This window comes from Streptomyces sp. NBC_00316 (assembly GCF_036158715.1).
Classification (GTDB): domain Bacteria; phylum Actinomycetota; class Actinomycetes; order Streptomycetales; family Streptomycetaceae; genus Streptomyces.
This window is the reverse complement of the sequence record NZ_CP108024.1, coordinates 649,804-666,797: the sequence shown is the minus strand read 5'-3', so window position 1 is coordinate 666,797 and position 16,994 is coordinate 649,804. Positions and strand designations below refer to the sequence as shown.

Below are 16,994 nucleotides of genomic sequence, written 5' to 3'. Positions count from 1 at the left end.
AGACGGATCGGGAGCATCGACGGAGTCGAAAAGGCTCACTGAAACCGGTGTACTTCTGTGCTCAGCAACTGGGTGGTCGCACCCACCTACCTGCCGACCGTTCTCCGCCATTGCCACGCGTGCGCGTCCGAGCGCTTCCGGCCGAACGGTAAATTTCGCGTCAACGCCAACCACAAGCTCCTCGACGCCTGGCTCCTCGTGCTCTGTACCGCATGCGGGGACACGGCAAAGCTCACGGTCCTGGAGCGGATGAACGTGCGCTCCGTACGACCTGAGCTGCTGGACCGGATGCATGACAACGACCCTGGCCTGGCAGCTGAGCTGCTCCAGGATCCGGTTATGCGGCGCCGTAATCGCATCGCCCTCGACTGGGACAACGCCTGGCGCCTCGACACCGGCGGATCGGACCACCTGGACCGCGAGGTGATCGACGTCTCGGTCCGCTTCGCGGCGCGGATCCCTGTCCGGCCGGTGCGACTGATCGCTGACGGTTGCGGTCTTTCGCGGGCCGAGGTCGAGCGACTGATCGCGGAGGGGAGGCTCGTTTCGGCAGTCCGGCTGACCGGCAAGCTCTCCGGCGACTTCACCTTCACGCTCAAACGCTGAGCCCTCCTCGGGACCAGGGGCCAGTCCGGCAAGATAGCTCAGTAGCTGGTCGGGTGACGGCGAGACCGGCCCTTGGGCGGGTGCACAGGCGTACGCCAGACGGCGGGCGACTCAGCGGTCGACCCAGTGTTGCTTCGTGATCTGTTCTCTTCGTCGGGATCCGCGCACAGTCTTGCCGTCAACTGCCAGGCGTCGGTGGTGATGGTGGTGCCCGCGATCATGCCCAACTGCGGCGGTGCCTTGACGGTGAGGGTCACCTTCACCGGGTCGACGTGGTCCCCGCAACGAGACGGCCCCGCCCACCGGCGGGGCCGCTTCGTTCTTCCGGGCCCGGCGCAATCGCCCGACCGAGGCGAACAAGAGAAAAGCCTCACCGACAGGGGGCGGCGCGGCTGCAACCAATGTGGCAGGAGCGAGCCACCCTTGCGCCCGATACACCGCGCAGAGCGCAGCGGCAGCAAAGCGCGCCAGTCGACGGCCGAACGCCGCCAGGGACGCGCCCGGACGCGCAGCTGGCGGAAGCAGCGGCCGACCGACACCACGCCGGGGTCGAGGCTCGAGGGAGCGGACCAAGCCGCGAGGAAGGCCGGCAGCGCGAGCAGGCCGCGCCGGGCCGTCAGACAACAAAGCCTCTTCCTCCGACTAACGCGGAGAGAGAGGTGTCGACGTACGAAAAGGGCTTGTCCACGGGGGCTGACCAGGCAAACACTCGAGATCACAAAAAAAGGGGGGTTCACACCTCCGGTGCAACCTTGGATCCCCCCGTGCAGACAACCGTGGGTGCAACCCTGATCCCGGGTGCGCCGTAACAGGCTTGCCCAGAGGTCAGGAGCCATCCGAGCCGCGAAACGGCCGAGGAACTCGGCCAGGGCGCCGACGCCGGCGCCGCTCCACGGCGAGCTGCTCGCGGTCGATTTAGAGCTCCACAGCTTCGAGCACCAGGGGCTTGATCGCAGTTTGAGTGTTCGCCAGAAGTGGCCCCAGGGAGGGCAGCTGACCGATGGCCAGCAGAGGGATCATCGGAGCGTGAACGACGCTCGCTGCTGCCACCTTGTTCCGTCGTGGACCATCAGATCGACCGACGACACTCGGGCGGTTACGGGAAGCCGGCTGCGCAGGTCGGCCTCGGCCTCCTCCAGCACGGCATCGTCTTGCTCCTGAGCGATGGTCAGATGCGGGACGATCTCGTCGAACTGCCCGCCGAACGGTGGGGTCTCCGGCCACCGATCCGCGATCGCCTCGGTGAGCCGTCGGAACGGGACGTCCGGTTCGGGGACGAGATACAAGATCCCTGGGAATCGCCCGCAGTGCTCGAACCGAGTCTCGAAGGGCCGGTGACGCCCGATCACTTCTCCGATGGCAGCACAAGCACCGTTGTCGATGCGACTCTCGTGGAGGAACGGGAAGAGGACGGTGACATGGGCCGGAACACCCGCACGGGCTGAGGGGTCCAGCCGGTCACGCCATGCTCGAACAGCAGGTTCTGCCTCGGGGACCCTCACGATGAGTCCCGACTGCCCTGCTTGAAACTCACCGGAGTCATCGCCTGTCATCGCACATATGTATCAGCGAGCCCAGAACGGCAGCGACCTGATTACGATCGCGGGCAGTTGAACCCGCGGTCGACACCCAACGCGCCCCTCGGTCAGGTGGGGCCAATCCACTCGTTCGAAGCCAGCTGCGCCCCGTGGGTCAGTCCTGGCCATACCGCGCGAGACAACGGCAACGCCCTCATCCCCGTCTGGCACGGCGAGAAGCGGGAAAGAATGGTTCAGTCCTGGGCCGTGACTGCTCAAGGGAGGCGTAGTGAACTTCAGGGCTCTACTTCTCTACGGGTTGCTGCCCGCCTTCGGATTGCTCCTTGTCTGGAACGTCGCCCGCTCCGACCGCTGCCGAGCCGCGGCAGACGACGAAGCAGCCCGCCCTGCGCCGCCGTTCTGGCGGGAGTACCTGAGGGCGTGGGGCATCGCGCTGCTGGCAGTGCTACTGCTCGTCCTCCACATGGCCTTCAGCGGCCACATTCCCTGAGCACCGCCCGGCGCAATCACGTGCGCACCGTGCCGGGACTCCCCTGCGCCCGCCGCGGCCGCCGATACGCTTCGTCACTGCGAAAGAGTGGGGTGGCGTGAAGCCGCGGAGCAAGATAGATGATGTCCTTGAGGGAACCCGGGTCGTCCTAACCCGCCTGATCCTGCCCGTGGGCGTCGGACTTTGGGTGCTCTCCGCAATGTTCGAGTTCAGCCTTCCAGGCTTCGGAGACGACGAGCCGCCACCCCGCCCCGTCCCATCTCCAGCAACGACGACGCCGATCTCGAGGACGTTCCTGGGTAACAGCTGCGCCGACGGATCATCCTCCTCGGCGATCGGCCGCCAAGGCGCGTGCAGCCACCACGGCGGAGTTGTGAGCGTCTGGTCCAAGGCCGACGGCTTCACGGTGCGCTGTCTCGGCGGGGGCGGCAATCTGCCTCGGACGGAGGACCAGTTCGCGCTGACACTGAAGCAATTCGGCTCTATCGGCTGCTGAGAGCCAGCTTCGAGTTTCGCCCCGAGAAGCCGCCGCCAAGGTCTGGTGGTCGGTGTGCGGCCGCCTACCAGCCGATACCCCTCCGAACGTCGCCGCGGCGTTCGCGCCGCTCACGGTCGAGAACCTCACACAGCACAGACGCGCCCACCTCTTCTAACCAGCTAGTGGAAGGGAGACGCCGCTCGGCTGGAGCGCCCCGTGGTCCGGAAATCAGGCCCTCACCCTGGGCTTGGCTCAGTAGCCCTGGGTGATCGCCTTTTCCCGCATCAGTCTTTCCAGCTCAGTGTTCGACAGCGGGTGCAGCGTGTTCAGGAGGCGGCGCAGGCCGGGCTCGTCGAGGGACTGGCTGGTGACCTCAACCTCCGCGTCGTGGTGGCGGCGGGTGAGGGTGATGTCGCGGGTGCCGCCGGGGAGACGGCGGATCATCCGCATTTCGCCGTGCAGGTCCACCGTGCAGGTCACGCTCTTCTCAACGAGCTTTGGGCATCGTGGTGTCTGCGTGAGCGGTGGACGCATCACGAGGCCCACGTACCCCAACTCGTATCCCTCCCGGACAGGGTGGTATTCGACGCTGAAGTAGGCGGGCGCGACCACGGCACGGGATATCCGCATTCCAGGCGGCACAGCGCCCAGATACAGCAGTTCCGGATGCTCCCGGTAGCGCGCGATCTCTGCCGCGTGTCGGCGCTGCTGTGCCTGCACCGGGCCGATGGAGCCCCCGTAGACCACGCCGGCCGCGAGCACTGCCACCGCCCCGAGCCGTACCCACCGGCTTGGCACGCAGAACGCCGCGGCGAGGGCGTACGGCATCCCGGTCAGCGCGACCCGGGTGCCGGCACTGCCCAGGTCTACGTCCCCGCCGTAGGCGGCCAGACCTGCCAGGACGCCGAGCGTGCCGAGGGCGAAGACCACGGCAGCCCAGCCGAGCCGCCGGCGCACCGAGCCGCACAGCGGCACCACGGTCCTCGCCGGTATGCCCGCCATGGCCAGCAGGCCCACCATCAGCGGCACACCCAACGCGAGAACCGGCACCACCGCCCCGACACCGCCGCCCCAGGCCGTCACCACCAACTCGAAGCCGAGCACCGGCACCGCGGCCGCCATCGTCGCCCAGACCAGGAAGAGATGAAGGGCCGTCAGCGCGCCTCTGCCACTTGTCATGCCGCGGAGCCTGCCAGCCCGCCTCCTGACGCACATGAGTTCTCCTACTCAGTACGTCCTCTCCCATCCTCCACCGGAAAGCGCACGTCCGCCCTCGCCGAACCGAAGCTGGAAATGATCACTGCTGAAGGGGAACTGACAGTCCGTGAATCAATTCGGGTGCCCGTCGCGGCCAGGAGCTTATGCTTCTCAGCCATGCCTACCAACGCAGAGATAGTCGGCCTGGCCCTGGACCGGATCACGGCCGGATACGTCTTCCCCCAGCGAGCCGTGGAGATCAACGGCGCGATCCGGAGCCGGCTCGCCGCTGGGGCGTACAACACGCTGAGCGGCCCCGCACTCTGCGCGGCCGTGACCGCCCACCTGCAGGAGGTCTGCCCGGACAAGCATCTGAGGCTGCTCTGGCAGGATGAGCCCCAGTCCACGGATCCGGCGGACGAGGATGAAGGCCGGGCGGCCTTCCTCGCACTGCTAAGGGCCGAGAACCAGGGCGTCCGCCGCTTCGAGCACCTCGAGGGCAACATCGGCCATCTCGACATCCGGCGGATCGCCGACGCCGGCGAGGGTGCCCGCGCGATCGGTGCGGCCATGGAACTGGTCGCCCACACCAGTGCGCTCATCCTCGATCTGCGTGAGTGCCGCGGTGGCTCACCCGAGGGCGCCGCCATGTGGTGCAGCTACTTCTTTCCTGACGACCAGGTGCACCTCAACGACATCTACGAGCGCTCCACCGGCTCCACCCGCCAGTACTGGACCGCCTCGCATCTGCCCGCGCCGCGCTACCTCGAGCGCCCGGTGTACGTACTCACCAGTGCCATGACCTTCTCGGGCGGGGAGGACGTGGCCTACACCCTGCAGGCGCACGGGCGAGCTGTTCTCGTCGGCGAAACGACCCACGGTGGTGCTCACCCGACCGCCCGGTACCCGGTGACGGAACACATCACCGTCACCGTGCCGACTGCCCGGACGATCAGCACCGTCACCGGGACCAACTGGGAGGGCGTGGGCGTTGTACCCGACCTAGCCGCCACCTCAGAGCAGGCGCTCGAGACGGCACACAAGGACGCACTGCGACGCGCAGCGTAGCCGACCGGAGAATGCGGCCACCGCAGCGGCCCTGCGACCCGGCCAACCCGATGGGCAAGAACCGGGCTGGTCGGGCGTCGGCGTACTTGCCGATGCCGCTGACGTCGGCTCTCCTCACGGCCGCGAGCTCTCCGTGACCGTGAGGAGGACGCTCGTCGTGGGTCGGATGCTGCCCGCCATATCGGCGGGGTTCAGCTGGCGGGCGATGTCGACGATCTCTTCCTGCCTGTCCGGCGCCTCGCGCTGCTTGTCGATGAGGACGGCGGGCGCCTGGATTTGAGCAACATTCCCACACAGCCCGAGACTCGACGGGGCGGCACCGACGTCACCAAGCTCGAACCGTCCGTCGTTGAGGTTGCGCTGCCCCTCCGTCACGTCCGCGATCCGCTGGCGGCGGGTCGACCGCCGGCCGATCAGCCGCTGGTCGATGCCGGCGATCTCCATGACCGGGCGCTTGCCGAGCGTCACCTCGCGCGGCTCCCACGCCCATCCGAGCCGGGCGAAGACCTCCTCCACGAAGGTCGGGGTGTACAGGGTGCCGGCCGCCAAGGGCTGGTTGAATCCCTACCTGATCTTTGTAAATCAGTGACGCTGAATCCTCTTTCAGTGCATCTCATTTATGATCCTGCTCCCCGGTGCCCTTCCAGCAGCCTCTGCCCATACCGCACAAGGAGGACCGTGCCCCCACTCCAATCCCTACGTGCCGGCACCCCGGCCGTCGGCCAGCGGTCCGGGCTCAGGTCCAGGCCCGCAACCGGGCTGTCTGCCGTTTGTGGATCACGGGCGCCGATGCGTGTTGTTGCCGGTGCGTGCCTCTGTCCGTGGCTACGGGTGAAGGGTGCACGGGTGTGGTGTCGCGGTCGGCCGGCAGGTATTGCCCGGCCTTGGTTCCGGGCGGAGAGGCCGGGTAGCACAAGGCCTCAGACTGCGACGGAGAGCAGGTCCACCACGAAGACGAGTGTCGAGCCCGCCGGGATCAACGGCGAGGGTGACTGGTTGCCGTAGCCGAGGCGCGGGGGAACGATGATCTCGCGCCGGCCGCCGACCTTCATCCCTCTGACCCCGCGGTCCCAGCCCTTGATGACCTTGCCACCGCCCACGGCGAACTTGAACGTCTGGCCCCGGTCCCAGGAGGTGTCGAATTCCTTTCCGGACTCGAAGGTGACCCCGACGTAGTGAACCTGCACAACCCTGCCCGGCTTCGCCTCAAGCCCGTCCCCGACGACGAGGTCACGGATTGTCAGCTCGGTGGGAGCGTCACCCTCCGGAAGGTCGATCTCGGGCTTCGTCAGTTCACTCATTGCAGCCTCATTCGCTCGCCGCCGGAAGCCCTCATACAGACCAGCCAGGCGCATGGTCACTCTATGCAGTAGATCATCATGCTGCCGTGAACGCTGATCTCCGGGAGTGCATCAAGCCCAACGGAGCACGATGCTCAGCGTGACTGGGCGTGCTACGTCATCGGTACGCTGCGCGGCACGGTGTGGCAGCCCTCGCCGCCGACGAAGATGATCGCGAGCTGGGTAGCGGGCTCGTCCCACAAGTAGCGGAATTCGAACGCCTCCCCGTTGAGCCACTGGGCCTCGTCCACGAGGAAGGTGCGGGGGCGTTCGGCCAGGGCGGTTTTCAGCAGGCGGTCGACTCGCCGACCCCGACGCCCCACCGCTCACGTATGAGGCGTTTGTGGGGCTGCTGCTGGACTGGGTCTCCTGGTGGAACACCCGCCATCACCCGTCCGCGTTGAACGGGAAAACCCCGTCGAGGCGTGGCAAGCCGACGCAACGCCGCTCACGTATGTGTCCGCCAGGCAACTGGCGACATTCGCGCTGGAGGACGACGGCCGTACGTACACGATCAGCACCAGCGGGGTGCGGTGGCGCCGCCGCGATTACCTTGCCCCCTGGATGAACGGCCGTACCGGCACCAAAGTCTCGGTACGGCACCTTCCCCACCACGACGACACCATCGAACTCTTCGACGCCACAACCGGCCACCACCTCGGCTCAGCGTTCCTGGTCACCGCGGCAAGCCGGGAGCGGCGACCAGGAGCAGGACAAGACGCAAGCCGCGGTGACATCTGCCCTCCTGCACTTCTCCAATCCCCGCCACCATCGCCGCCTTCGTCCGCACCCGCATCTACCGACCCGAGTCGCTGGTGACCCCTCCCAGGTCCAGTACGCAAATTCGTTGCATCGAGACACCACTCCCTGACCCGCCGCATTCCCCGATAAGCAGGCCGGGACTGTCGGTGCCGAAAGTCCTCTTCCGGATGCACGTCCCGTGGGCTGGAGGGACGCCGATGCAAGACGCACCTCGAACCGATGCCAGGACTATTCCGGCACCGATGCTCCGTGGGTATCTGGTGGAACGTTCCCCGTTCAGCGGTGCAACAGCTCGAACAAGACCGTGAGCCGCCCCAAGTACATCTCCGGGTACGTCGACCTGCCCCGCAGGTGGGTCGTTGAGACGTCGCTGGCCTGCATGCATGCCCATCGGCAGGCGCGAGACCACGAACGGCTCGTCCAGCACTCCGAGAGCCTGATCATCTGGGCCGCGATCACCCTCATGCCCAGGCGGCTCACCCGGCAAAAGCGGGCATCACCCCGCCCCTGACCGGCGGGGTGGAGCGACGCAGCCGTTCATCAGACAGGCCCTCAGGTACTGGGGGCTGTTATCGCTGCGGCGGGGCCGCGTTGGGAGCGCGGGGTTTTGTCGCCTACACGTCTGGGTTCGATCGTGCGGGGGTCGACAGCTTCGCCTGGGGCGCCTTCGTGGTAGGGGCCGTCGGGGTTGGCGTCACGGTCGTGCGGGAGGAGGAAGAAGACGCGGCGCAGCTGGAGGCCGCTATCGGGGTCTGCTTCGGCGTAGGCGTTGAGTTCGGTGTAGCCGACCATGCGTCCGTCGCGTTCGTAGCGGGGCTTGCCGCGGCGTCGGGCGGTTTTGTCGAGGGCCTGACGTACGTAGTCGAGGTCGTCGGGGTTCTCCAGCCACACCACGGCGTCCTCGTGGCGGAGGTCGCTCTCGTTCAGCAGCGAGCTCATGGCTGCAGCCCCTTTTCGTTGTCGGCGGCCGATTGCGGGCCGGGGTGGGTGTGGTGAGCACGACCCCGGGTGGGGGCACCGTGTCCATGGTAGGCCGGGTTGGCCGATGTGTGTCGGGCTCTCTGGTCAGGCAGTCCGCGATCAGGAGCCTGGCGTGCGCGGTCGCGGCGGCGCCGTAGGCGGCCGCGACCGGGGTGGCGACGCCGAGCTGGGGCTCGCGGAGTGCGGCCTGGATCGCGCCGGCCTTCTGGTCGCGGTGGTGGCGTCGGTGCCGGGCCAGGACCGCGGTGATCTGCGGCTTCGTGAGCTTCGCCGCCTGCTCCGGGGTGGGCGCCTTGACCAGCAGTTCCAGGGCATCGGTGCTGGTCAGCTCCAGGGACGCGTAGGCAGTCAGCGCGCCCGGGAAGTACTCGCGCAGTGTGTTGCGCAGCCGCTGGAAGGTGCGGGTGCGTTCCCAGATCAGGGTCTGGTGGGCGCGGGCGACCACGCGGACGGCCTGGGCTTGGTCGCTGTCGCCTGCGACGGGTCGCAGCTGGGGGCCGTCGATGCGGACCATATCGGCGAGCGCGTGTGCGTCGCCCTTGTCGCTCTTGGCCCCGGAGGTGCCGTACCGTTCCTTGAACCGCGCGGCCTGGCGCGGGTTGATCGCGTGCACGGTCGGCCTGGGGTTCGTCATCGGCGAGAAGTCCGAGGCCGGGGTAGTACTTCTTCCCGCTGGACTTCATCATGTCGGCGGGTGAGGCGAGAGAGAGTTCCTGGCGGACGCGGGTGGCGAAGGCACGGGCGGTGGCCGGGCGGATGCCCTCGCCGGCGCTGCACCAGCTGCTGTAGGTGGCGTACAACAGGCCCTGTTCGACGCGGAGGTCGCCCGAGGTTCGTTCGGCGCCGCGGTCAGCGCTGTCGGTGGTGCAGCATTCGGCGAGGAAGCGGCCGATGTGGTCCTCGGTGGTGGCGTAGGCCTCGGTGGCGGTGCGCACAGTGGCAGGTCCGGCGAGGGGATCGCGTGTCGCTAGGTAGAGCTGGGCGCCTTCGATGAGCCACTGAAGGATGCCGGGGCCCTCGCTCTGGACGAGTTCCTTGGCCAGGTTATCGATCTTGCGGGCGGCGGGGACAACCCGCTCGAATGGGATGAGACGGATCCGGCGCCAGAAGGCGTGGCCACCGGTACCGACTTCAGGGCGGTGGTTACCGAGCAGCCAGAGTTTGTGGGTGGGATTGAAGCTGAAGAAGTCCTGGCGCATGCGGCGGGCCATAATGCGGTCGCCGCCGGTCAGGAGCTTGACCCTGGATTCGTCGAACTTGTCGTTGGGTTTCAGTTCGGAGCACACCACGATACGTCGGCCGTGGAGTTCGGTGAGTTCGGTGGAGTGCTCGGAGAACTTGCCCTTCTCCATGAGGAAACCTGGCGGGGCGGCTTGGGCGTAGTCGCCGAGGATCTGTGTCATGACGTCGAGCAGCACGGACTTGCCGTTGGCGCCGGTGCCGTAGAGGAAAGGCAGAACCTGGGCGCCGACGTCGCCGGTGACGGAGTAGCCGAGCAGCAGGTGAAGGAAGTGGATGGTTTCCTCGCCCTTGGCATCGTCGCCGAAGGTGTCGTGGAGAAAGCGGTGCCAGCGAGGGGTGGGCATCGGCTCGGGAGCGACTCTGGTGGCCCGTGAGTGCATGTCGGCTTCGGGGTCGGGCTTGTGGAGGTTGCCGGTGTGGAGGTCGACGACGCCAGCCGGGGTGCACAGGGCATAGGGGTCGCCATCCAGGACGTCGGGGTCCAGAGCAAGTGCCGGGGATGCTTTGGCTTGGGTGAGCAGGGCCTTGATCCCAGGCGTCGACATGGAGCGTCGGCGGTGCGCAGCGAGGTCGCGGTCGGTGAACTGGCCGGTGGGGTCGGTAGCGGGCATCTGCTCGGCCAGGTCGCCGGCGGCCCACACGGCGGCCTTCTCGCCGCCGGTGCGCTTCCAGCGGTACTGGTCCCAGTGGTACCAGCCCAGCCCTTCGACGTGTCGGAACTGGTCACCGAACATCACCGCGAACAGCTTGGCGTTGCCGCGGTCGGTGAGCAGTCTGGGAAGCTGGCCCAAAGGCGCGGCCGGCTCATGGACAGCAGCGGTGGCAGAGGTCTGCTGAGCAGGCAGGGTGGGCGGGGCGGCCTGGGCTTCGAGATCGAGCATTTGCTGCGCTGCGGCAGTGGCGTCGAAGCGTGGGCTGTCGGCGCTGCTCATGGGCGTCCTTTGAGATGGAGCGGCCGACTGGCGCCGGCGGACAGGGCAGAGGTGATGACGGCAAGGCTGTGGCGGCTACGGTGCGGGCGGGCTGTGGCGGCGGCCGCGGTGAGCAAGGCGCGGGCCTGGCTGTCAGTGAGGTGGCCGGAGGCGATTAGGCCGCCAGCAGTGTAGGCAGCTCGGTTCAGTTTCTCTGTGAAGGCGGTTCCCTCAGCGGCTGCCGCGCAGGCTTCCACCTGGGCGAGTAGCGGTTCCAGGAGCCGGTGGGCGCGCTGGCGGGCCGGGCGCGCTGGAGTGTGGCGCGGTGCCGGAACCTGGGCTGGTTGGTCATTGACCGGGTGGCCGGTGCGCTGGAGTTCGACGGCGAGCCAGTCAGGCAGGGGCGCAGGGAGGCGTGCTGAGCCGACGGGGCTGTATGTGCCAGCGGCTGTGCGCGTGGCGGGGGTCACGATGTAGCCGCCGGTGGCCCGGACATCGACCTGCCAGGCGAGGGCAACCTTCGGGCTCGATCCCACCGAAGAGCGGTAGTTCGGCCCTTTTTCGGGTGCGCGGTACCAGATGTGCAATCCGCCGGACGGGGTCCGTACGCGCAGTGTGGAGACGTCGTCTGCCGGGTTCTGCTGGCCGCGGAGCGCGGCCAGCAGGGCAAGGGTGTCAAATCCTGAGGCCAGGCCTGCGAGATTGATGCTTTCGTGGATCGGGATGCCGGGCAGGAGCCGGTTGCGGTCGGGGACTTCGGCGCAATGGGCGTCGATGTCGAGCACGACGAGACCAGCCGGGCCGCAGGAGACTCCGACTCCGAGCGTAGGGTGCCTCCCCCACCAGGCGTCCAGGAGCGCCAGGTTCGTGGTCGCGGCGTGGAAACCGTGGCACCACCTGTCGGCGGAGCGACAGGAACAGTCCTGCGGGCGGTGGGGCTCGTCCCGGCAGGTCTGGCAGTTGGCAGCAGGGGTCTTTCGGCCTGGGGCCAGCGGGTGGACGGGCCAACCGTTCGCGGCACACCAGCGGGCGACATCGTAGGGACTCGCGGTTCCCGTCGACCCGGGAACGCTGGTCTCACCGTAACGCGGCACGCGGATCGTCCTTGCCGTGGGGCCAACAACCTGTTCAGTCTCTGCGGCATTAGCCCAGTTCACAGCCTTGCAACTGCCAGATGAGGGACCGAAGGGACTGAGTTTTCCAATGAGATCAGAGCCTACATCAGCCACCCGATGGCTGGCGTAGCCGTTTCTCGTCTTGGGTCCCTTCAGTCCCTTTGCCACCTGGGGGGGTTGGGGCACCCGCCCCCTGGGAGCTCGGTTCATCAAATCCGACAGCTCGGCGTGTCGCGCGCCCACAGGAGCCGTCCTGGCGGGGCAGGCGGAGCCCAAGACACAGATCGTCCTTGCCGTGGGGCCAACAACCTGTTCAGTCTCTGCGGCATTAGCCCAGTTCACAGCCTTGCAACTGCCAGATGAGGGACCGAAGGGACTGAGTTTTCCAATGAGATCAGAGCCTACATCAGCGCGCCAGGCGCGGGGGGCCCTTTCCTGTCTTTGGGTCCCTTCAGTCCCTCTGTCGCCTGGAGGTGGGGGCACTCGCCCCCTTTGAGCTCGGTTCATCAAATCGGACGGCCGGGCGTGTCGCGCCCTGTCAGGGACTGGGGCAGAGGGACTCAAAGTTCGCAGCTCCCTGGCCAGTCTTCAGTCCCTCCCGCAAACACACAGGTCAGAAGGCATTTGGCAGTTGAGCAAGGGACCGAAGGGACTCAAAATCTCAGTTATGAACTGCTCGGACTACATGGTCTATGTCTCGCGCGTCCGCATGTACGCGCACCCGTGATGAAGGGAACTGGGTTTTTCGGTCTCTTCGGTCCCTTGAGACCCTGTCAAGACTGCACAGATGCCTGTGAGCTGCCGTTTTGTCGAGGGACTGAACCTAGGGACTCAAAGAGGCCAAGTGCTGGCCTGCACAGACCTCGCAGCACGAACAATCGGAAGCCCCTGTTTGTACTGCAACGGTGTTTGGGCTGATGGGTGGCCAGCTGCTATGGGCTGTGTTCGCGTCGTTTGTGGTGATTGATGCGGGGTGATCAGGTGTCTGATTCCGGCGATGCTGAGGTGGGTGAGCTGGGAGGATCCGTTTCTGCTGTGTCTGTGTCGAGTGCGCGTTTCCGCAGGACGGTCGGGCAGGCGTGGGCTGCCCTGGCCAGGGTGATGTGGCGGTGCCAGCCGGGGTAGCGGCGGACTTGGTAGCCGTCCAGGCCGTACTTCTGCTCCGCGCTCTGGAAGCATTCCTCGACAGCCCAGCAGCTGCCGGCGATGTGGATCAGCTGATCGAGCGTGGTGTCCGAGTGGCAGTAGGCGATGTAGTAGGAGTCTCGTCGGGGCGGCTGACGCCGCGGCGGGCGATCACCCAGTGGTGGCGGTCCTCATCGGTGTCGAGCCCCTGCCGGGCTCATCCGCTCCCCGGCCGGGCAGCGGACGCCCGCGCACGCGGCCCGATAACCTTTGGGGGCAGCGAGGCCTATTCGTCGCGCCGCAGCGGTATGGCCTGTGCTGGCTGTATGGGTGTACCAAGTGCGGGCGCCTTCGGTGTCGTCCAGCAGGGTGGCGACGTTTTGCGGCAGCGGCTGCGAGGACGCCTGGGCAAGGTAATAGCGTCGCATAACGCTTATCTGCGCAACACGAAAAGAGGGAGGCGGGGACCCCGAAAGGTGATCCGCCTCCCGGACCACCGGAGCAAGCAGGGTTGCCTACGCCCCTACTTTCCAGCCGACTTCCCGCTCGTGGCAATCGACTTGAGCTGCTGCCTGGTCAGCACAGGTGTCTACCGCGTGGCCGCGGCGTTCCGGGACCTGGAGTTGAACGCGGACACCACGACCCGGGAGGCCGCCCGTGCGGATGGTGTCGGCGTTCCCCATCACCATGCCCGTACCGCCCTTCCCGCCCGGGCCCTGACGCGTGACGACCCTCGTGCCGTTCGGCAGCTCCTCCGCCCGGCCCCGAACAGGTCCCCCTCCACGTCGGATATGTTCGGCTGCACGCTGATTTGCGCCAAGCTCGCGTCCTTGCCGTCATCCACGACGACGTACGCACATCCGTCGTCACCGCGCTCGGAGGCTACTTCGCGGACACGGGTAGCAGCGGCTTGAGCTTTCTCAGGATCGCCTGGTCGTCCTGCCCCTGCGCCGGCGGCTGCTGTACCGGCTCCGAGGCCGCCTTTCCCAGAGCGTTCATCACGGGCTGCACAGTTGGCGGGGGTTCGGCCCGCGAAACGGCGGCTTCTTTCTCTGAATCCTCGGCGAGGTAGTTGTCGCCGCTGGTCAACAGGCACGCCGAACGAAAGAGATGCCCCATGCGGGCCGCCGCGAACTCCCGGAAAGCGCTCTGCTGCGATCCGTCTCATCCGCCGTCCCCCTTGCCTCGTCGCCTACACCATCCCTGATCTTGGGTGGGGAATGGATATCGCTCGACTGGCCCGGCTGAGCGCTCGAGGTGGCCTGGAGGGTATCGGTGGCTCGCCGAACTACTGGCTCCGCGCTGCCAGAGCCGACCCCTAAGGGCTGTCCCGTAACCCCTGGCGGGCGCACGACGACAGCTGTGGCACCTCGCCGCGTTGTCGGAACGCCCGCATACATCCAGCATGCGGACGTCCCTCCGCCTTGCGATGCACCGCATCTGACGCCGCGCGCTGATCCACCAGGGATTACGAGAGAAGAGTCCGGCCGCCTGGTCACGGCAGCTGGTGATCCACTCTCGGTACTCAAGGCAGTCGAGGACAGCACCGGTGCCGTCCGTCCCGCTGGATCACCGTGACGATGGCGCAGGACGTGTACAACGACTTCGCCCAAAGCGGGCGCCCGCCACGCAGCTCTCCCCGGCCGGCGCCCCTGGCCGATGCCCATAGAGCAGCCCAGCAGTGACAGCTGATGACGCATCTGCCCCAGAAGTCCTCTCCGCGCGCGGTGGTCGCTGAACGGTCTCCACTCCCCCGCCCCATATCCGATGCCGCGCGCGAAGCGCTCGGGTGGGCTCGTACGGCGGCCGCCCCCGGCTGGAAGCCTGTTGCAACACCGAGCGAGATCTGCAGCCCGGCCGGTCTAGTGAGCAGTTGGTAAAGGTCCACCGAGACCGGTCCAACTTCGTTGCGTCAGAGAACAGCCGCTGCGCGGAACCGGGAAAAACTCACTTCCCATCTGAAAAGCGACTCGCGGAATGACGCCGTACGCGGCCTATCTCAGTGCGGCCGGTATGACGCGATGTCGAAGCCGCTCCCAGGCCGCCAGGGTGGCGCACAGCCGGTTTGGCCCCCTCTGAGCAAGGTGCTGAACGCGGCATATGGGTGAAGCGACTCCCCCGGTGGTCGGGCTGCCGCGGCCCAGTAACTCGACCACAAGTGCCGTCTCTTCAATTGAGAGTCGATACGTGCCCCTATACGGCGTGCTAGCCGTATCGCTATGTATTACCTCATATGCGGCGCTCAGCATCGTGTACGCGATGGCGCCGGATGTGATGTCAGCCTCTGCGTCCAACCGGGTGGACACCGACTCCGCAGCGCTCCACGACGAGCGTGTCCTGTGCGAGTGCACGCGCGGCACCCATACCGTCGTTGGTCACATGATGTCCATTTTATGACTGGAGGTGATCCCTGTGTCCTTCGTTCTCCACTCGCTCCCGGCCATTGATCTGATCGAGGTGAAACGTGCCGTGGGGCGGCGCCTTCAGCTCATGTCGGAGGGTGTGCACCAGGCCAAGGTATTCGTGGTCGTCAATGGCAAGGGCGGTGTCGGCAAGAGTTCCCTGTCCGCAGCCCTGGGTGCGGCCTGGTCCGGCATCGGGCTACGAGTCCTGCTCATGGAGATGGACGAGCAGGGCAACAACGGCGAGGACCTCGGGACTACCGGAACCGTGCTCGCTGACGACGGCGAGGCTCAAGCTGCCGCAATCCTCGACGGCAAGCCACTCACTCCGACCGGCGAGGCACGCCCAGGCCTGTTCGTCGTGCCGGGCGGAGCTGTTCTCGAGGACGTCGTCGAAGAGCTGTACTGCCAGCGCCGTCTCGCCTCGCGCTACGACAATGCCGAGGACCAGAACGCCTGGATGGGCATGTACGCCGCAACGATCGACGCCGTCCGCGACGACTACGACGTGATCATCCTGGACGTAGCGCCCGGGTCGGAACCCCTGCAGCTCCAGGCACTCGCAGCTGGGGACTTGGTTCTCGTCCCCTCCAAGTCCGACCCCTCCTCGCGCAAGGGGCTACGCACCGTTGCCAGACGCTTCGGTCAGGCTCGCGTCCTCAACCCGATGCTACGCCTGCTCGGCGTCGTCATTTTCGCCACCAACGCGAGCGCTACCAATGTCCAGGCCAAGATCAAGGAGCAACTGGAAGAGGATCTCAATGGCGCCGCCCCTGTCTTCAGCCAGACGATCCGCCACGTCGAGGCGGCGGCAGTGGCCTGCCGGATGGCCGGCCGTGTCGCGCACGAGATGAGGGTCAGCAAGACGATCGAACCCAGTCTCCGGCGTTCGGTGAAGGCGCTCGCGGGGGACTACCAGTCGCTGGCCATCGAGATCATGCAGGCGAAGATCGCGCTTGACCGCGATGCCGGAACGGAGAATGAGGCGGCATGACCGAGTCCACCAGAACGCCCAGGAAGCGGGGTGGGCTTCCCGACGACGACGGTCTAAAGGCCTTCGCCTCAGCGGCCAGCAACGCCTTCCAAGCCCCTCCCGTCCGCCGACGGGCCCCCACCCCGGATCCACCCGCTCCTGAGGCAGCCCCCGCTCCGGCACCGGCAAGTGCAAACGCTGTTGAGCCCGAGCCAGTCCAGCCCGCCGTCGCCAAGCCGGCTTCACGCTCCGCGGAACCGACGGTCGTCGTCGAAGTGCAGGTGCCGCAGCTGGGGGAGAGGGGGCAAGAGGCCGGTCAGTGCACGATCATGGTGAGTTCCGACGTGCGGAAGCGGTTCGCGCACTACCAGCTCACCCAGAAAATGACGACCGGTCATGAACCGACGAACGCTGTCGTGGTGCGCCGGGCTGTGCTCCACGTCAAGAAGCACGACCTGTTCGATTCCCTGCGGGAGAACCTGCGCCACCGGAGACAGCCTGTGCAGGAGGAGGACAGCGACCCGGATGGCCTGTTCGGTGAGGTGCCGGCCCGCCGTACGGCCCGGGGATCGGTCAAGGACAGCCGTCAACAGAGCTTCCGACCCTCCAGCCGCGAGTTGGCGGTCATCGACGCACTTGCCTCGGCGTACGCGTTCCCGAACCGGTCCGATTTCCTCAACGGTGCTCTGGATGCCTTCCTTCCACCGTTGCCCGATGACGGCCCACGCAGGAGAGCGTCCGGTCAGGCGTAGGGAGAATGGGGCGG

At 66.9% G+C, this 16,994-nt stretch carries 13 protein-coding genes and 5 pseudogenes; 7 read left to right on the top strand and 11 right to left on the bottom strand.

The window, feature by feature from the left end; translation table 11 throughout:
* Positions 1 to 57: 57 nt before the first annotated feature.
* The gene (locus OG878_RS42025; RefSeq protein ID WP_328891958.1) at positions 58 to 606 is read left to right on the top strand and encodes a DUF1062 domain-containing protein; all 549 of its coding nucleotides are present in this window, start codon (positions 58 to 60) and stop codon (positions 604 to 606) included.
* Positions 607 to 1,622: 1,016 nt separating this feature from the next.
* Here the strand turns inward: OG878_RS42025 and OG878_RS42020 are convergent.
* Positions 1,623 to 2,159, bottom strand: a complete 537-nt coding sequence (locus tag OG878_RS42020) for a 2'-5' RNA ligase family protein (RefSeq protein ID WP_328891957.1) — start codon at positions 2,157 to 2,159, stop codon at positions 1,623 to 1,625.
* A 253-nt stretch (positions 2,160 to 2,412) separates the two neighbouring features.
* Between OG878_RS42020 and OG878_RS42015 the strand changes: the two genes are divergently transcribed.
* The gene (locus OG878_RS42015) at positions 2,413 to 2,634 is read left to right on the top strand and encodes a hypothetical protein (RefSeq protein ID WP_328891956.1); all 222 of its coding nucleotides are present in this window, start codon (positions 2,413 to 2,415) and stop codon (positions 2,632 to 2,634) included.
* 97 nt (positions 2,635 to 2,731) lie between these two features.
* Positions 2,732 to 3,130: a hypothetical protein gene (locus OG878_RS42010; protein ID WP_328891955.1), complete on the top strand. Its 399-nt coding sequence runs from the start codon at positions 2,732 to 2,734 to the stop codon at positions 3,128 to 3,130.
* 234 nt (positions 3,131 to 3,364) lie between these two features.
* On the opposite strand, the gene OG878_RS42005 is transcribed toward OG878_RS42010, so the two are convergent.
* On the bottom strand, positions 3,365 to 4,291 hold the full coding sequence (locus tag OG878_RS42005; RefSeq protein WP_328891954.1) for a hypothetical protein: 927 nt from the start codon (positions 4,289 to 4,291) through the stop codon (positions 3,365 to 3,367).
* Between the two features lie 195 nt (positions 4,292 to 4,486).
* On the opposite strand from OG878_RS42005, the gene OG878_RS42000 reads away from it, so the two are divergent.
* A complete protein-coding gene (locus OG878_RS42000) occupies positions 4,487 to 5,377 on the top strand; it encodes a S41 family peptidase (protein ID WP_328891953.1) in 891 nt (296 codons plus the stop codon).
* Positions 5,378 to 5,752: 375 nt separating this feature from the next.
* On the opposite strand, the pseudogene OG878_RS41995 reads toward OG878_RS42000, so the two are convergent.
* The 3 genes and pseudogenes from OG878_RS41995 to OG878_RS41985 form a co-directional block, all read right to left on the bottom strand.
* Positions 5,753 to 5,926, bottom strand: a pseudogene (locus OG878_RS41995) (relaxase domain-containing protein); the annotation flags it as partial.
* Between the two features lie 371 nt (positions 5,927 to 6,297).
* Positions 6,298 to 6,678: an FKBP-type peptidyl-prolyl cis-trans isomerase gene (locus OG878_RS41990; RefSeq protein WP_030976601.1), complete on the bottom strand. Its 381-nt coding sequence runs from the start codon at positions 6,676 to 6,678 to the stop codon at positions 6,298 to 6,300.
* A gap of 152 nt (positions 6,679 to 6,830) precedes the next feature.
* The gene (locus OG878_RS41985) at positions 6,831 to 7,040 is read right to left on the bottom strand and encodes a hypothetical protein (protein ID WP_328891952.1); all 210 of its coding nucleotides are present in this window, start codon (positions 7,038 to 7,040) and stop codon (positions 6,831 to 6,833) included.
* 241 nt (positions 7,041 to 7,281) lie between these two features.
* Here OG878_RS41985 and OG878_RS41980 point away from each other — a divergent pair, with 241 nt between their 5' ends.
* Positions 7,282 to 7,536, top strand: coding sequence for a hypothetical protein (locus OG878_RS41980; RefSeq protein ID WP_328891993.1), 255 nt, complete (start codon positions 7,282 to 7,284; stop codon positions 7,534 to 7,536).
* Between the two features lie 495 nt (positions 7,537 to 8,031).
* On the opposite strand, the gene OG878_RS41970 is transcribed toward OG878_RS41980, so the two are convergent.
* From OG878_RS41970 to OG878_RS41945, 6 genes and pseudogenes are all read right to left on the bottom strand, one after another.
* Positions 8,032 to 8,418 carry a DUF6009 family protein gene (locus OG878_RS41970; protein WP_328891951.1) on the bottom strand — a complete coding sequence of 129 codons (387 nt, stop codon included), beginning with the start codon at positions 8,416 to 8,418 and terminating at the stop codon, positions 8,032 to 8,034.
* A 460-nt stretch (positions 8,419 to 8,878) separates the two neighbouring features.
* Positions 8,879 to 9,094, bottom strand: a pseudogene (locus OG878_RS41965) (IS110 family transposase); the annotation flags it as partial.
* Positions 9,069 to 10,634: pseudogene (locus OG878_RS41960) on the bottom strand (DNA primase family protein); the annotation flags it as partial. The pseudogenes OG878_RS41960 and OG878_RS41965, both read right to left, overlap by 26 nt.
* Positions 10,631 to 11,707 (bottom strand): bifunctional DNA primase/polymerase, encoded by a 1,077-nt coding sequence (locus OG878_RS41955; RefSeq protein WP_328891950.1) that lies wholly within the window; start codon positions 11,705 to 11,707, stop codon positions 10,631 to 10,633. The pseudogene OG878_RS41960 and the gene OG878_RS41955, both read right to left, overlap by 4 nt.
* Positions 11,708 to 12,705: 998 nt before the next feature.
* Positions 12,706 to 13,046: pseudogene (locus OG878_RS41950) on the bottom strand (IS701 family transposase); the annotation flags it as partial.
* 851 nt (positions 13,047 to 13,897) lie between these two features.
* Positions 13,898 to 13,972, bottom strand: a pseudogene (locus OG878_RS41945) (SigE family RNA polymerase sigma factor); the annotation flags it as partial.
* 1,293 nt (positions 13,973 to 15,265) lie between these two features.
* On the opposite strand from OG878_RS41945, the gene OG878_RS41940 reads away from it, so the two are divergent.
* Together OG878_RS41940 and OG878_RS41935 are read left to right on the top strand one after the other, a co-directional pair.
* On the top strand, positions 15,266 to 16,249 hold the full coding sequence (locus OG878_RS41940) for a ParA family protein (protein WP_328891949.1): 984 nt from the start codon (positions 15,266 to 15,268) through the stop codon (positions 16,247 to 16,249).
* Positions 16,246 to 16,980: a hypothetical protein gene (locus OG878_RS41935; protein WP_328891948.1), complete on the top strand. Its 735-nt coding sequence runs from the start codon at positions 16,246 to 16,248 to the stop codon at positions 16,978 to 16,980. Before OG878_RS41940 ends, OG878_RS41935 begins: the two co-directional genes overlap by 4 nt.
* Positions 16,981 to 16,994: the final 14 nt, after the last annotated feature.

Coding starts and splice junctions, on each gene's coding strand:
- OG878_RS42020 (WP_328891957.1), bottom strand. CDS start 2,159: ATGACAGGCGATGACTCCGGTGAGTTTCAAGCAGGGCAGTCGGGACTC.
- OG878_RS41935 (WP_328891948.1), top strand. CDS start 16,246: ATGACCGAGTCCACCAGAACGCCCAGGAAGCGGGGTGGGCTTCCCGAC.
- OG878_RS42000 (WP_328891953.1), top strand. CDS start 4,487: ATGCCTACCAACGCAGAGATAGTCGGCCTGGCCCTGGACCGGATCACG.
- OG878_RS41980 (WP_328891993.1), top strand. CDS start 7,282: ATGAACGGCCGTACCGGCACCAAAGTCTCGGTACGGCACCTTCCCCAC.
- OG878_RS42005 (WP_328891954.1), bottom strand. CDS start 4,291: ATGACAAGTGGCAGAGGCGCGCTGACGGCCCTTCATCTCTTCCTGGTC.
- OG878_RS41970 (WP_328891951.1), bottom strand. CDS start 8,418: ATGAGCTCGCTGCTGAACGAGAGCGACCTCCGCCACGAGGACGCCGTG.
- OG878_RS41990 (WP_030976601.1), bottom strand. CDS start 6,678: ATGAGTGAACTGACGAAGCCCGAGATCGACCTTCCGGAGGGTGACGCT.